General features: G+C 62.1%; 12 protein-coding genes. 8 read left to right on the forward strand and 4 right to left on the reverse strand.

Features of this window, described 5'->3' with window-relative positions:
• Position 1 precedes the first annotated feature (1 nt).
• From V8G57_RS13650 to V8G57_RS13660, 3 genes are all read left to right on the forward strand, one after another.
• On the forward strand, positions 2-835 hold the full coding sequence (locus V8G57_RS13650; RefSeq protein ID WP_092395785.1) for an ABC transporter permease: 834 nt from the start codon (positions 2-4) through the stop codon (positions 833-835).
• Between the two features lie 78 nt (positions 836-913).
• Entirely contained in the window at positions 914-2,368 is a 1,455-nt protein-coding gene (gene gabD / locus V8G57_RS13655) for an NADP-dependent succinate-semialdehyde dehydrogenase (protein WP_342829857.1), read from the forward strand.
• A 243-nt stretch (positions 2,369-2,611) separates the two neighbouring features.
• Positions 2,612-3,781 carry an MFS transporter gene (locus V8G57_RS13660; RefSeq protein ID WP_092396110.1) on the forward strand — a complete coding sequence of 390 codons (1,170 nt, stop codon included), beginning with the start codon at positions 2,612-2,614 and terminating at the stop codon, positions 3,779-3,781.
• Positions 3,782-3,796: 15 nt separating this feature from the next.
• On the opposite strand, the gene V8G57_RS13665 is transcribed toward V8G57_RS13660, so the two are convergent.
• Entirely contained in the window at positions 3,797-4,753 is a 957-nt protein-coding gene (locus tag V8G57_RS13665; RefSeq protein ID WP_342829859.1) for a phytanoyl-CoA dioxygenase family protein, read from the reverse strand.
• A gap of 138 nt (positions 4,754-4,891) precedes the next feature.
• On the opposite strand from V8G57_RS13665, the gene V8G57_RS13670 reads away from it, so the two are divergent.
• On the forward strand, positions 4,892-5,746 hold the full coding sequence (locus V8G57_RS13670; protein WP_092396106.1) for a helix-turn-helix domain-containing protein: 855 nt from the start codon (positions 4,892-4,894) through the stop codon (positions 5,744-5,746).
• Positions 5,747-5,792: 46 nt separating this feature from the next.
• On the opposite strand, the gene V8G57_RS13675 is transcribed toward V8G57_RS13670, so the two are convergent.
• Complete coding sequence (locus V8G57_RS13675) at positions 5,793-6,683, reverse strand: LysR family transcriptional regulator (RefSeq protein ID WP_342829860.1); 891 nt, start codon at positions 6,681-6,683, stop codon at positions 5,793-5,795.
• 113 nt (positions 6,684-6,796) lie between these two features.
• Between V8G57_RS13675 and V8G57_RS13680 the strand changes: the two genes are divergently transcribed.
• Positions 6,797-8,383, forward strand: coding sequence for a zinc-binding metallopeptidase family protein (locus V8G57_RS13680; protein ID WP_342829862.1), 1,587 nt, complete (start codon positions 6,797-6,799; stop codon positions 8,381-8,383).
• Between the two features lie 6 nt (positions 8,384-8,389).
• Here the strand turns inward: V8G57_RS13680 and speB are convergent, their stop codons facing one another.
• Positions 8,390-9,343, reverse strand: a complete 954-nt coding sequence (gene speB, locus V8G57_RS13685) for an agmatinase (protein ID WP_144742517.1) — start codon at positions 9,341-9,343, stop codon at positions 8,390-8,392.
• 142 nt (positions 9,344-9,485) lie between these two features.
• Between speB and V8G57_RS13690 the strand changes: the two genes are divergently transcribed.
• Both V8G57_RS13690 and hemE read left to right on the forward strand, forming a co-directional pair.
• Positions 9,486-10,400 carry a LysR family transcriptional regulator gene (locus V8G57_RS13690; protein WP_342829863.1) on the forward strand — a complete coding sequence of 305 codons (915 nt, stop codon included), beginning with the start codon at positions 9,486-9,488 and terminating at the stop codon, positions 10,398-10,400.
• Positions 10,401-10,496: 96 nt separating this feature from the next.
• Entirely contained in the window at positions 10,497-11,576 is a 1,080-nt protein-coding gene (gene hemE, locus V8G57_RS13695) for a uroporphyrinogen decarboxylase (protein ID WP_144742515.1), read from the forward strand.
• 104 nt (positions 11,577-11,680) lie between these two features.
• Here hemE and V8G57_RS13700 read toward each other — a convergent pair whose 3' ends face one another.
• Positions 11,681-11,863, reverse strand: a complete 183-nt coding sequence (locus V8G57_RS13700) for a hypothetical protein (protein ID WP_342829864.1) — start codon at positions 11,861-11,863, stop codon at positions 11,681-11,683.
• Positions 11,864-12,415: 552 nt separating this feature from the next.
• Between V8G57_RS13700 and V8G57_RS13705 the strand changes: the two genes are divergently transcribed.
• Positions 12,416-14,458, forward strand: a complete 2,043-nt coding sequence (locus tag V8G57_RS13705; RefSeq protein WP_092395773.1) for a primosomal protein N' — start codon at positions 12,416-12,418, stop codon at positions 14,456-14,458.
• Positions 14,459-14,464: the final 6 nt, after the last annotated feature.

Genomic DNA, 14,464 nt, shown 5'->3' on the forward strand with positions numbered 1-14,464 from the left:
AATGAAACTGCTTCCACAATTTCCTCCTTACGTCTCGCTGGCCGAACGCGCCTGGTTTTTCTTTTCGCGCGGCTTCAACCTGCTGGTGCTGCTGTTCCTGCTGCTGCCGATCCTGGTGATCATTCCGCTGTCGTTCAGCGACAGCACTTTCCTGGTGTATCCGATCCACGGTTTTTCGATGCGCTGGTACCAGAACCTGGTGCATTCGGAAGAATGGGTCAGCGCCGCGAAAAACAGCTTCATCGTGGCGCCGTTGGCGACCGTGCTGGCAACCATACTCGGCACCCTGGCGGCGGTCGGCCTGAACAAGGCGGATTTCCACGGCAAGGGTTTGCTGATGGCGGTGCTGATCTCGCCGATGGTGGTGCCGGTGGTGGTGGTGGGCGTCGGCGTGTATCTGTTCTTTGCGCAGATCGGCTTGTCCGACAGTTATACCGGCCTGATCCTGGCGCATGCGGCGCTCGGCGCGCCTTTCGTGGTGACCACGGTGCTGGCGACGCTGCAAGGTTTCAACCAGAACCTGGTGCGCGCCAGCCTCAGCCTGGGCGCCAATCCGCTCTCCACTTTTTTCCGGATTACCTTGCCGGTGATTGCGCCGGGCCTGATTTCCGGCGCCTTGTTCGCCTTCGCCACCTCGTTCGACGATGTAGTGGTAACCTTGTTTGTAGCCGGCCCCGGCCAAGCCACCTTGCCACGCCAGATGTTTACCGGCATCAAGGAAAACATCAGCCCGACCATCGCTGCGCTGGCCACCATCCTGATCGTGTTTTCCACCTGCCTGCTGCTGGTGCTGGAATGGATACGCGGACGCAACAAGGCGCTCGCCAAATTCTAGCCGCTTGCAGAGCACTGCTTCTCAGCACGCATATCGCAACCTGGTATGCGTGTCTTCAATGTTCATAGGAGTCACCCCATGATGCAATTAAAAGATCCCTCATTGTTCCGCCAGCAAGCCTATGTCAACGGCGAGTGGTGCGGCGCCGACAGCGGCGCCATGCATCCCGTGACCAATCCGGCCACCGGCGAAACCATCGGCAGCGTGCCGCTGATGGGCGCCGCCGAAACCAGGCGCGCGATCGCCGCAGCCAACGAAGCCTGGCGCCAGTGGCGGCGCAAGACCGCCAAGGAACGCAGCATCGTGCTGCGCAAATGGAACGACCTGATGCTGGCCAATCTGGACGACCTGGCGCTGATCATGACGGTCGAGCAAGGCAAGCCGCTGGCTGAAGCCAAAGGGGAAATCGCCTACGCCGCATCGTTCATCGAATGGTTCGCGGAAGAGGGCAAGCGCGCCGGCGGCGACACCATTCCATCGCCGTCGCCGAGTTCGCGGATCGTGGTGGTGAAAGAGCCGATCGGCGTTTGCGCGGCGATCACGCCATGGAATTTCCCGGCCGCGATGATCACCCGCAAAGCCGGTCCGGCGCTGGCCGCCGGCTGCACCATGGTGCTCAAGCCGGCCGAATCGACGCCGTTCTCGGCGCTGGCGCTGGCGGTGCTGGCCGAGCGCGCAGGCATCCCGGCCGGCGTGTTCAGCGTGGTGACCGGCTCTGCCCGTGAAATCGGCGCCGAAATGACCAGCAACCCGGTGGTGCGCAAGCTCACCTTTACCGGTTCTACCGGCGTCGGCCGTTTGCTGATGGAACAATGCGCGGCCACTATCAAGAAACTGTCGCTGGAGCTGGGCGGCAATGCGCCGTTCATCGTGTTCGACGACGCCGACCTGGATGCCGCCGTCGAAGGCGCAATGGCCTCCAAATACCGTAACGCCGGCCAGACCTGCGTCTGCGCCAACCGCTTGTATGTGCAGGATGGCATCTACGATGCATTCGCTGAAAAACTGGTGGCCGCGGTGGCTAAGCTGAAGGTCGGCAACGGCCAGCAAGAGGGCGTCACGCAAGGTCCCCTGATCGACCAGAAGGCGGTCGCCAAGGTCGAGCAGCATATCGCTGATGCGGTGGCGAAAGGCGCGCGCATCCTGGCCGGCGGCAAGCGCCATGCACTCGGCCAGAGTTTCTTCGAACCGACCGTGCTGGCCGATGTGACTTCCGACATGATGGTGGCGCGCGAAGAGACTTTCGGTCCGATGGCGCCGCTGTTCCGCTTCAAGACTGACGACGAAGTGCTGGCGCTGGCCAACGACACCGAATTCGGCCTTGCCAGCTATTTCTATTCGCGCGATATCGGCCGCATCTGGCGCGTCGCCGAGGGCCTGGAAAGCGGCATGGTCGGCATCAATACCGGCCTGATCTCGAATGAAGTGGCGCCGTTCGGCGGCGTCAAGCAATCGGGCCTGGGGCGTGAGGGGTCGAAATACGGGATCGAAGATTACCAGGTGATCAAGTACCTGTGCATGGGCGGGATCTGACGTTACCCGCGCGTCGCCTTGCATGCATTTGCGCCCAGCAAGCCGTGCCTCCCAGGCACGGCGTTTCGCAAAAATCCAACACTTTCCCAACCGGCAGCCGCATTTTGAGGCCGGAATCTGGTAGCGCTAACACAAATAAATCGCCGTTGATATAATGTTGCTTCGCACCATGGCCCCGGTGCGCGCCTTTGACCGCCGCGCTTTCCTGCTGTTCGGCGGTTCCATTTCCGGACGATCATCATGCTGTCTTTGCCCCTGTTTGCCCTTGCTGTTGCCGCTTTCGGCATCGGTACGACGGAGTTCGTCATCATGGGCTTGCTGCCCGATGTCGCACGCGACCTGGGGGTGACGATCCCGGCGGCGGGCATGCTGGTGACCGGTTATGCGCTGGGCGTGACGATAGGGGCGCCGATCGTGGCCATCGCCACCGCCAACATGCCGCGCCGGACGGCGCTGCTGAGCCTGATCGGCCTGTTCATCATCGGCAATGTGCTGTGCGCCTTGTCGCCGAATTATGTGGTGCTGATGCTGGCGCGCGTGGTGACAGCGTTTTGCCACGGCGCATTTTTCGGCATCGGCTCGGTGGTGGCGGCCGGACTGGTGGCGCCGAACCGGCGCGCGCAGGCGATCGCCCTGATGTTTGCCGGCCTGACCCTGGCCAATGTGCTGGGCGTGCCGTTCGGCACCGCCCTCGGGCAACAGCTGGGCTGGCGCTCGACGTTCTGGGCGGTGACCGTGATCGGGGTGCTGGCGGCGATTGCGCTGGCGCTGTGGCTGCCGAAGAAAATCGAGATGCAAAAGACCAGCCTGCTGCAGGAATTCGCGGTGCTCAAGGACAAGCAGGTACTGATGGTGCTGGCGATCAGCGCACTGGCGTCGGCCAGCCTGTTTTCGGTATTCACCTACATCACGCCGATCCTGGAAGACGTCACCGGGCTGACGCCGCATGCCGTGACGCTGGTGCTGCTGGTGTTCGGCCTCGGCCTGACAGTCGGCAGCGCGCTTGGCGGCAAGCTGGCCGACTGGCGCCTGATGCAGTCGCTGATCTGGTTCCTGGTGGCGCTGGCGATCGTCTTGACGGTATTCACCCTGACCATGCGCACGCCGCTGCCGGCGGTGATCACGATCTTCATCTGGGGCGTGCTGGCGTTTGCGATCGTGCCGCCGCTGCAGATGCTGGTGGTGGAACGCGCCAGCGCCGCGCCTAACCTGGCTTCGACCCTGAACCAGGGCGCTTTCAACCTCGGCAATGCGAGCGGCGCCTGGTTCGGCGGCATGGCGATCAGCGCCGGCTTCCAGCTGACCACCTTGCCTTACGTCGGCGTGGTGGTAGTGGTCGCGGCGCTGGGTTTGACCTTGTGGTCGGCTTCGATCGAGCGCAACAACGGCCTGGCGATGACCCCTAGCGAATAAGCGCCGGCCCTGTTCTTACCAGGGTTTCTTGCCCAGGATCTTCTCGCCCAGCTCGCTCAGCTGCGCCAAGGGATAGCGGGTCTTCTCCCATTCGCGCGGGTCGCCGGGAAAGGCGTAGCTGTCCGGCGGCGTCCGCTGCGTCCAGCTTGCTACCCGCCAATTTCTCAATTCTGCTTCTTCCTCGCGCGCTGGCGTAAACGCGATGTACTGCGCCAGCCGCACCTGGTCGGCCGAGGTGTTGGGGCGGATGCCGTGCGCCAGCAGGCTGTTGAAAATCAGCAGGTCGCCCGCCTGCATCGGTACGAACCGCACTTGCCAAGGCAGCGATTCCACATCCGGGCGCCACGGGTTGCGATCCTTGGGCGCAGTCTTGCGCCACTCGGCGAAATGTTTGAACAGCTCAGGAATACATTGAAAACCGCCGCTTTCCGGCGTCGTATCCGATAACGCCAGCACGCCCTGCACATTCACCGGCAGCGGCTCCAGCGAGGTGTCGGCATCCCAGTGGATGAAGCCGCCGAAACGCCGCGCGCCCTGGTTCGGCGTGTTCAGGTTGGCGCGGTCTATGGTTACCCACAGGTCTTCGCGGTCCCAGATGTCGACGAAGGCGTCGACCATGCGCGGCGTCTGGCGGTTGTCCCAGAACGCCTGGTGGTGATAAGCCTCGACCATGCCGGAGCCGTTCAGCTCTTTCATTTCATGGTCGCGCAGTTGCGCGCGGTTCCAGGTGTCGGGCGCGTTGCGGTCCAGCTCCTGGAACTCCCACAAAAAATCGACCGTGCGCTGTACCTGTTCGGCGCTGACAGCCTGCTTGACGATGACGTAGCCATAGGTTTGCCAGTGCTGGAAATCGGCGGCCGACAATACCCGCAGCGGCAGGGTTTTCCGTATGTCGCGCAGCTGCTCCTGGTCGGGGTAGAGCACGGATGGATTGCTGAGAGGTTGCTTGGCGGCAGCGTAAGGCTGGTTCATGAAGGTCTCCGGGTTGGTGTTGTCGGCTGGGCCTGGTTTGATTGCAGCTCGATTCTCTGCCGTCGGACGCCAGCCGATTTCGCCGCAACTGCCGCTTATTGATACTATCCTGATGTAATTATCCATCGGAAGGTCAGAATGCGACCGCAATATGAGCACCTTACCCTGTCTCCCGGCCATTCCTGGCAGCTGTTGTGGCGCGAATTGCCCGAGTTGCCGTTTCTCTGGCATTACCATCCAGAGTTCGAGCTGACCCTGACCTTGAACGCGCGCGGCCAGCGTTACGTAGGCGACCATCTGGCCGATTTCGGCGATGGCGACCTGATATTGCTGGGGCCGAACCTGCCGCACACCTGGTCGGCCAGCGAGCGGATCGCGCCGGCGCAGCAGATGCTGGCGGTGGTGGTCTGGTTTTCGCGCGACTGGCTGGTCCAGCTGCAAACCAGCTTGCCAGAACTGGCCGGCCTGCTGCAGCTGGGCAAGCGGGCCGACAGGGGATTGCAGTTTTCCGCCGCCACCGCGGCCCGCGCCAGGCCGCTCATGCTGCGCATGGAAAAACTGGCGCCGGCGCAGCGCTTGCCCATCTTGCTGGAGTTGTTGCTGCTGCTGGCGCAAGACGAACTGGCGCAGCCGCTGGCTTCGGTGGCTTCCGCCGCGATCGCGGTGGATACGCAGCGCCAGCGCATGGGACGGGTGCTGGACTATATGCACGCCCATTTCCAGGCGGCGCTGCCGGTAGAGCTGCTGGCCGAGCGCGCGGCGCTGTCGGTAGGGGCTTTCCACCGCTTCTTCAAGCGCCACACGCAGCTGACGGTAACCGCTTACCTGGCCCAGCTGCGGATAGGCAGCGCCTGCCAGCAACTGATCCAGACCGACAAGGCGATAGGGGTGATTGCGCAGGAAGCGGGCTACCGCAACCTGGCCCATTTCAACCGCCAGTTCCGCGCGGCCAAGGGTGTCAGCCCACGCGAATTCAAGCAAAGATACAGATAACAGCTATCTATGGCTGAGTGCAGGCACTTACTTCATGTTCATGAATCTAGCCGGCGGGTATCGCTGAGCGAGCCCATTCGAGATCGCTGCTAAGCCAGCGCGCAGCTTCGCTTTGCTGCTCCTGCTTGCTCCAGATCAGGTCGACGCTTTTCAGGAAAGCCGGCTCCTGGTATTCATGCGCCAGGATTTTCAAGCCCTCGCGCACGCCGTTTTCCTGCATTGCGTGCTGCGGCAGGAAGGCCCAGCCCATGCCGCGCCTGAGCAGGTCCAGCAGCAATTCCGGGCTTTCGATGCGCCACATGATTTCGCTGTAGCGGCCGAAGATGGATGCGTCGCCGCCGTCGCGGCTGGAAGCCAGCAATTGCCGGTGCTGCGCCAGGTCGCCGTTATGCACTTGCGGCAGGCGGCTCAGCGCATGGCCGGCTGCCGCCACCGGCACGAATTGCAGCTGGCCCAGCGAGCAGGCGTTGAAGTCGCTGGGCATGGGATCGACCGTGACTGCAATGGCAATATCCAGCAAGCCGCGCCGCATCAGGTCGGTGGCGTCGATGCTGGTGGGGCGGAACAATTCCAGCTGCAGCTGCGGGAAACGCCGTTCCAGCTCCGCGCACAAGGCATGGCTGCGGGCCAGCGGCAAAGCCTGGTCGATGCCCAGACGCAGGCGATGGCCATGGCCTGCGCTCAGGCTGTGCGCCTTGCGTTCCAGGTTGCCGGCCGCGGTCAGTGTCGAGCGGGCGAAACCCAGCAGCACCGCGCCGTCCGCGGTCAGGGCCAGGTGATGCAGGTCGCGCTCGAACAGGCGCGTACCCGTGTCCACTTCGAGATTGGACAGCGCGGTGCTGACCGTCGACTGCGCCTTGCCCAGGCGGCGCGCGGCCGCGGACAGGCTGCCGCAGTCGGCGATGGTGGCGAATACCAGCAGGTTTTCCAGGGTCATAGGGTAGGCGCGAAGCAGGGCGTTATCGACAAAACAGATGACCGTTAATTATGGCATGGCGTACATCGTGATTAGTATGCATCGGCAGCCATGCAACTACTCAGGAGACGGGCATGATTACCGAAGCAAAACAAAACGCGCTGGATTGGGTGGACGACAACGCCCGCCAGCTGTCGGACTGGCACCAGACCATCTGGCACTACGCCGAACCGGCTTTCCGCGAATACAAGTCGAGCGCCTGGTATGTCGCCAAATTGCGCGAATACGGGTTCGAGGTCGAAACCGGCAGCGGCGGCATGCCGACCGCGTTTGTCGCCACTTTCAAGAACGGCGCCGGTCCCACCATCGCCACCTATGCCGAGTACGATGCGGTGCCCGGCAACTGCCAGGCGGCATCGACCAGGAAGGAGCCGCGCGCGGGTTTGTCCAAATACGCGCCGGGCCATACCGATCCGCATTCGGCGCTGGGCATCAGCGCGCTCGGCGGCGCGCTGGCGGCGCGGGACGCCATGCTGAAATCCGGCATCCAGGGCACGCTCAAGGTGTTTGGCGAGCCGGCTGAAAAATTGCGCGCATCGAAACCCATCCACGCCGCCAAGGGTTATTACGACACGCTCGACGCGGCGGTGAGTTTCCATCCGACTTACATGCTGCCGCTCTGTAATACCACGGTCTGGGACGCCCACTGCGGCGTCGGCTACAACTATATCTACACCTTCACCTGCGACGCGCCGGAAAACTGGATCGCCGCCGACAAGTTCAGCCCGATCCCGCAAAACCACCTGGCCGCGCGCGCTCCCGGCGCCAGCGATGCGCTGGTGCTGTTCTACAACCTCAACGAGAGCCTGCGCCGCTCGATGCTGCCGGCCACCGGCCTGTGGAGTTTCAACGAAGCGATCCTGTGCGCCGGCCAGGCCACCGCCGATAACCTGACGCCGCATGTGTCGCAAATCAATTTCATGCTGCGCACCGACTCTGTCGAACAGGCCGAGATCATCAGCCAGGTAATGGACAACAATGCCGAAGCTGCCGCCAAGGCAACCTTCTGCGAATGGAAGAAAACCTGGGTCAGCAAATCGCGCGGCGGCTTGCCGAACCACGTGATGGCGCGCGCCACCTACGACAACATGGTGCTGGCCGGGCCGCCGAGGTGGGACGGCGAAGCGATTCGCATCGCGCAGGAAATCCAGCGCAACCTCGGTCACGAAGCGATGGAAAAACCGTTCCTGGCGGTCACCGAAGAATTGATCGACCCTGAAGACTGCGAGCGCGAATTGCGCAAGCAGATGCCGGCCTGGCAAAAATACCTGACCTCGGACGATTACACCGACTACACCTGGCATTGCCCGACCGTACGGCTGTATGTGGCGCGGCCGATGCTGGCGGCGCCGCGCGGCTTTGTATACCCGGACTGGGTAGCCAACGCGCTCGGCGGAATTCCCGCCACCATCGATCCGATGATCCAGTCCGCCACCAAGACCATCGCGGCAACCCTGGTCGATCTGTTCAGCAACCCGGTGCTGTTGCAGGCCGCCGGCGATGAATTCAAGGAACGCACCGGCGGCGGCATCGGCGGCAGCAACTGGCAGGCGCCGCTGCTGCCGAAGGATTTCAAGGTGCCGCACCAGTACCGCTGGCCGGAATACATCACGACGGTGCGCGGCGAAGAGTGGACCATTCCGTGGCGCGACGATGAATAAGCGCGGCTAGCGGCGCGGCACGCCTGGCAGCACGCACAGCATTTCATACGCCAGGTTGGCGCCCAGCAGGGCAGTGGTGCCAACCGGATCGTAAGGCGGCGACACCTCGACCAGGTCGGCGCCGACGATGTCCAGGCCCCAGGCGCCGCGGATGATTTCCAGCGCCTGCGGCACGGTCAGGCCGGCGATTTCCGGGGTGCCGGTGCCGGGCGCATAGGCCGGGTCGATGCCATCGATGTCAAAACTCAGGTAGACCGGGCCGCCCGCCACGCGCGCCCGCACTTCTTCCATCAGCGGCGCCAGCGATTTGTTCCAGCATTCTTCCACCTGCACCACCTTGAAACCCTGGTCGCGGCACCAGTCGAAATCTTCCGCGGTGTAGCCGGTGCCGCGCAAGCCTATCTGCACCACGCGCCGGCAATCCAGCAAGCCTTCTTCCACCGCGCGCCGGAACGGCGTGCCGTGCGCGATCTTTTCCCCGAACATGGTGTCGTTGACGTCGGCATGGGCGTCGACGTGGATCAGGCCGATCTTGCCGTATTTGCGGTGCAGCGCGCGCAGGATCGGCAGCGCAATGGTGTGGTCGCCGCCCAGCGAGATCGGACGGCAGCCGGAGGCGACGATGCTGTCGTAGGCGGTCTCGATCAGCCTGATCGAATCCAGCAGGTTGTAGGGATTGATCGCGACGTCGCCCAGGTCGGCGATGCGCAGCGCATCGAAAGGCGCAGCGCGGGTCGCCATGTTGTAAGGCCGCAGCAGCACCGATTCGGTACGGATCTGGCGCGGGCCGAAGCGGGTGCCGGAGCGGTTCGAGGTGCCGAGGTCGAACGGTACGCCGACAAAACAGGCGTCCAGTTCCGCACTGCTGGCGACGTGCGGCAAACGCATCATGGTGGCGATGCCGCCGAAACGCGGCATGTCGTTGCCGCCTAGCGGTTGATAGAGAGGGGTTTCCGACATGGTCGTCTCCGGGAAGGGATGGGGGGATTGAATACCAGCCACTCTAGCCGCAAATAACATTAATAAAAATGCGTGTAATCGAATATTTACATTGATCAGGATAGATGTATGATCGACCTGACTTCATTATTTCCGACCTGGCATGCTCAATCAGCTATCCGACCTCGACCTGCGCCTTATCCGTGTATTCCTGTCGGTGCTTGACGCCGGCGGCATTTCCGCCGCGCAGACCGCCCTGAACGTCAGCCAGTCCACCATCAGCACCCAGCTGGCGACGCTGGAAACCCGGCTCGGGTTCCGTTTGTGCGAGCGCGGCCGGGCCGGATTCCGGCTGACGCCGCGCGGCGAGCAGTTCGCCCAGTCCAGCCGCCGGCTGCTGGAAAACATCGACCACTTTTGCCTCGATGCGCGCCAGATCGGCCGCAAGCTGGCCGGGCAGCTGCACCTGGGTTTGATCGGCCACGCCGCCATGAGCGCCAACGCGCGCCTGGGCCAGGCCATCGCCCGCTTTCGCGCGCGGGATGAGGCGGTTATGCTGTCGCTGGCGGTGCTGGCTCCCGGCCAGCTGGAAGAAGAGGTGACCAACAGCCGCCTCGACCTTGGCATCGGCTATTTCTGGCATCGTCTGCCGAGCCTGGAATACCTGCCGTTGTATACGGAACACCAGGTGGCGTACTGCGCCGCCGCGCATCCGTTGTTCAAGCAGGCCGGAAAACTGACGACCGCGGCATTGGCGCAGCACGACTGGGTCTGGCGCAGCTATCCGCTGCCAGAGGCCGACGGCCCGGGCGGCGTATTTTCGCCGGCGCGCGTGACGGCGCTGGCCGACAACATGGAAGCGGTCGCGGTCCTGATCCTGTCGGGACAGCATCTCGGTTTCCTGCCCCGGCACTTCGCCGCGCCTTTGGTAGAGCAAGGATTGCTGGCGGCGCTCAATCCGGCGCTGCTGTCCTATGAGGTCACCTTGCACATGGTCGTGCGCCGCCAATCGAGCCGCGGCGAAGTGCTGCAAGCGTTCCTGGATGACATGGTGGCGGTGCACCGGCAACCGGGGTAATCGCAGACATATGCATGGCATGCGAGGAACCGCTGTCGCGGCCGCCGGTTTGGGTGAGATAATGAGGCGTTATCACACGCATCCAGATTGCCTCTTATGTCACAATTCGCTCCGCTCAAGAACGATACTTTCCTGCGCGCGCTGTTGCGCCAGCCAACCGACTACACGCCCCTGTGGCTGATGCGCCAGGCTGGCCGCTACCTGCCGGAGTACCGTAAAACCCGCAGCCGCGCCGGATCCTTCATGGGACTGGCGACCAATCCCGACTACGCTACCGAAGTCACGCTGCAGCCGCTCGACCGTTTCCCGCTGGACGCCGCGATCCTGTTCTCCGACATCCTCACGGTGCCGGACGCCATGGGCCTGGGCCTGTATTTCGCCGACGGCGAAGGCCCTAAGTTCTATCGCCCATTGCGCGATGAAAAGGACGTGATGGCGCTGCAAAGCCCTGACTTGGGCAAGCTGGATTATGTGTTCAAGGCGGTTACGCAAATCCGCACGGAACTCAACGGCCGGGTGCCGCTGATCGGTTTTGCCGGCAGCCCGTGGACCCTGGCTTGCTACATGGTCGAGGGCGAGGGTTCGCGCGAATTCCATACCGTCAAGACCATGCTGTACAACCGCCCTGACCTGATGCACCACGTGCTGAGCACCAATGCGGCGGCGGTAGCGGCCTATCTGAATGCGCAAATCGACGCCGGCGCCCAGGCCGTGATGATTTTCGATTCCTGGGGCGGGGCGCTGGCGGATGGCGCTTACCAGGAGTTTTCGCTGAATTACATGCGCCAGGTGGTGTCCCAGCTGCAGCGCGAAAAGGACGGCGTGCCGATTCCGGCGATCGTATTTACCAAGGGCGGCGGCCTGTGGCTGGAACAGATTGCCGATATCGGCGCCGATGCCGTCGGCCTCGACTGGACCGTCAACCTGGCCGAGGCGCGGGCCCGTATCGGCCAGCGCGTCGCCTTGCAGGGCAATCTCGATCCGGCAGTGCTGTTTGCCAATCCGGAACAGATCCGCAGCGAAGTCGAGCGCCTGCTGAACTCCTATGGCGCACCGCAAACCGGCAGCGGCCATGTATTCAACCTGGGTCACGGCATTTCGCAATTCACGCCGCCGGAATCGGTTGCCGTCATGGTGGAAGCGGTCCACGAAATCAGCCGTAAATTGCGCGGATAGAAGCTTGCCGGCGCCAGGCAAAGGCTGCTACTTGCTGAAGCACGCTGTTACGCAACGTCACGCATAACACATTCGTAAGCAATCCGGAGATTGGCGCGCGATAGTTATGCACAAAATAAATCTGCTGCACCACGGAAATTATTTATATCTATATTTTTTATTTTGCACTTGAGTCTGTTTTGTAAGTGTTTGATTTTAAATGGTTTATTTTCTGCTTTTAGTTTAGGCAATTTATTGAAACCCGCATCAAATATGAGGCTGCAGCCTGTCAAGAGCAGGTTACCCACAAAGTTATCCACAGACATTGTGGATAATTTGAAAAGCGCTTATGAAACCGATGCTTAGGGCACTTCCTCATGTTTTACATTAAGTGGAATCTTAGAAATTAGGGTTTACCCTCAATTTCCCTCAGTTGACACCGGGCTAATTTTTCCGGTGCGAAACTAGGCGATGCTGCCTCAAAAAGTGACATGGTGGTGCATTGGGATGGATTTGAATGTAGCCAGGATTGTTACCTTGCCATTTCCCGGTTGTTACCTTTTTATGCTTTGTTTTGGGGCGTCTCGAATTTAGTTATGCACATAATTTTGTTTCCGCAAGGATTTTTTTTAAGGACGGAAATTTTTTTGCTTTCTGGAATGATCAATTTAAGTCTTTGATTGTAAATAGTATTTTTATTGATACTGGTTTGGGCAAGAGCCTGAACATGCCGTAAACAGGCGCTTTCAGGTTGTTTACGCAACCTTGTCCACAAAGTTATCCACAGATCTTGTGGATATTTTTAAAAGCACTTATGAAACCGATAGTTAGCTTATTTCCTCGGGAATTACATTAAGTTCGTGAAACAAAGCATTCTCCAAATCGTCCTCGATACTCCCTTGGATAGCAGTTTCGACTATCGCTGGCAGGCCAGCGACGACAGCGAGCCTACGCCGCAAATCGGGCAGCTGGTCCAGCTTTCGTTCGGCCGGCGGGAAGTGGTCGGCATGATCGTCGGCACCAGCGCCGAGAGCGACGTTCCCGCCGAAAAATTGAAAAACGTGCAAGCGGTGCGCCACCAGCTGCCGCCGCTGTCGCCCCAATGGCTGGCCTTGTGCCGTTTTGCCGCCGATTATTATCAGCGGCCGCTGGGCGAAGTGGCGCTGCCCGGCCTGCCGAAAAACCTGCGTGCGCTGACCACCGTGGCGCTGGACCGCGGCTTGAAGAAGTTGCAGCAAAGCGGCGCCGCGCACGACGCCACGCCGATCGACGTGGCGCAGCTGAATCCGGCGCAGCAGCAGGCTGCCGACGCGATTGCCGGCGCCAGCGGTTTTGCGCCGACGCTGCTGTACGGCGTCACCGGCAGCGGCAAGACCGAAGTCTACCTGCAGGCCGCGGCGCAGATCCTGGCGCACAACGAAGGCGGCGCCGACAACCCGTCGCAGATCCTGATCCTGGTGCCGGAAATTAATTTGACGCCGCAGCTGGAGGGGAACATCCGCGCCCGTTTCCCCGGCGTGATGGTGGCGACCCTGCACAGCGGCCTGGCGGAAGGCGAGCGCATGCGCCATTGGCTGGCGGCGCACCTGGGGCAAGCGCGGATCATCCTCGGCACCCGGCTGGCGGTGCTGGCTTCCCTGCCGCACCTGAAGCTGATCGTCATCGACGAAGAGCACGATCCATCCTACAAACAGCAAGAGGGCTTGCGTTATTCAGCGCGCGACCTGGCCGTGTGGCGCGCCCACCAGCTGGGGATCCCGATCGTGCTGGGCTCGGCCACGCCGTCGCTGGAAACCTGGCACCACACGCAATCGGGACGCTACCGGAAGCTGGAACTGCGCGAGCGCGCGGTCAAGGATGCGGTGTTGCCGCTGGTGCGCCGGATCGACATGGAGCGCGACAAACCCAGCGAAGGACTGACCTCGACCCTGGTCAGCGCCCTCAAGCAAAGGCTGGAGCGCGGCGAACAGTCGCTGCTGTTCCTGAACCGGCGCGGCTACGCCCCGGTAATTGCCTGCGACGCCTGCGGCTGGGTCAGCAACTGTACCCGCTGCACCTCTTTCATGGTGCTGCATAAACCCGAGCACCGCCTGCGTTGCCATCATTGCAGCCTGGAGCTGAGGATCCCGAAATCCTGTCCGACCTGCGGCAATGTCGACCTGCAGCCGCTGGGGCGCGGCACGCAACGGCTGGAAGAGGGACTGCAAGCGATGTTCCCGGAAGCGCGGGTGCTGCGCATCGATGCCGACTCGACGCGCCGCAAAGGCAGCGCGCAGGCTGCTTTCGACAGCGTGCACCGGGGCGAAGTGGATATCCTGATCGGCACCCAGATGGTCGCCAAGGGGCATGATTTCAAGAACCTGACCCTGGTCGGCATCCTGAATCCCGACACGGCGCTGTTTTCCCACGACTATCGCGCCAGCGAGCGCCTGTTTGCGCAACTGATGCAGGTGGCGGGGCGCGCCGGCCGCGCGGCGCAGAAAGAGGGCGGCAGCGCCAGCGAGGTGCTGATCCAGACGCGTTATCCACAGCATCCCCTGTACGCGGCGGTGATCGCCCACGATTACGATCGCTTCGCCACTTCACTGCTGGAGGAGCGTGCGCAAGCCTGCTTGCCGCCTTATATTTATCAAGCGTTGCTGAGGGCCGAGGCGAAGGAGCTGGAAACCGCGATCGAGTTCTTGCAGCAGGCGGCCAATTGCATCGAGCACGGCGGCATCACCATGCATGATCCGATTCCGATGACCATGACCCGGGTCGCCAACGTCGACCGCGCGCAATTGCTGATCGAGTGCCCGTCGCGCCCCGGCCTGCAGGCTTTCCTGACGGACTGGATGGCCCAGCTGCGGCAGATCAGGACGCGCGCCAAATGGTCGCTGGAAGTGGATCCGGTGGATATCTGACCCGGC

The sequence above is a fragment of the Collimonas rhizosphaerae genome, from assembly GCF_038896935.1.
In the GTDB taxonomy this organism is placed as follows: Bacteria; Pseudomonadota; Gammaproteobacteria; order Burkholderiales; family Burkholderiaceae_D; genus Collimonas; species Collimonas rhizosphaerae.

Coding starts and splice junctions, on each gene's coding strand:
- speB (WP_144742517.1), bottom strand. CDS start 9,343: ATGTCGGAAACCCCTCTCTATCAACCGCTAGGCGGCAACGACATGCCG.
- V8G57_RS13670 (WP_092396106.1), top strand. CDS start 4,892: ATGCGACCGCAATATGAGCACCTTACCCTGTCTCCCGGCCATTCCTGG.
- gabD (WP_342829857.1), top strand. CDS start 914: ATGATGCAATTAAAAGATCCCTCATTGTTCCGCCAGCAAGCCTATGTC.
- V8G57_RS13665 (WP_342829859.1), bottom strand. CDS start 4,753: ATGAACCAGCCTTACGCTGCCGCCAAGCAACCTCTCAGCAATCCATCC.
- V8G57_RS13650 (WP_092395785.1), top strand. CDS start 2: ATGAAACTGCTTCCACAATTTCCTCCTTACGTCTCGCTGGCCGAACGC.
- V8G57_RS13680 (WP_342829862.1), top strand. CDS start 6,797: ATGATTACCGAAGCAAAACAAAACGCGCTGGATTGGGTGGACGACAAC.
- V8G57_RS13690 (WP_342829863.1), top strand. CDS start 9,486: ATGCTCAATCAGCTATCCGACCTCGACCTGCGCCTTATCCGTGTATTC.
- hemE (WP_144742515.1), top strand. CDS start 10,497: ATGTCACAATTCGCTCCGCTCAAGAACGATACTTTCCTGCGCGCGCTG.
- V8G57_RS13675 (WP_342829860.1), bottom strand. CDS start 6,683: ATGACCCTGGAAAACCTGCTGGTATTCGCCACCATCGCCGACTGCGGC.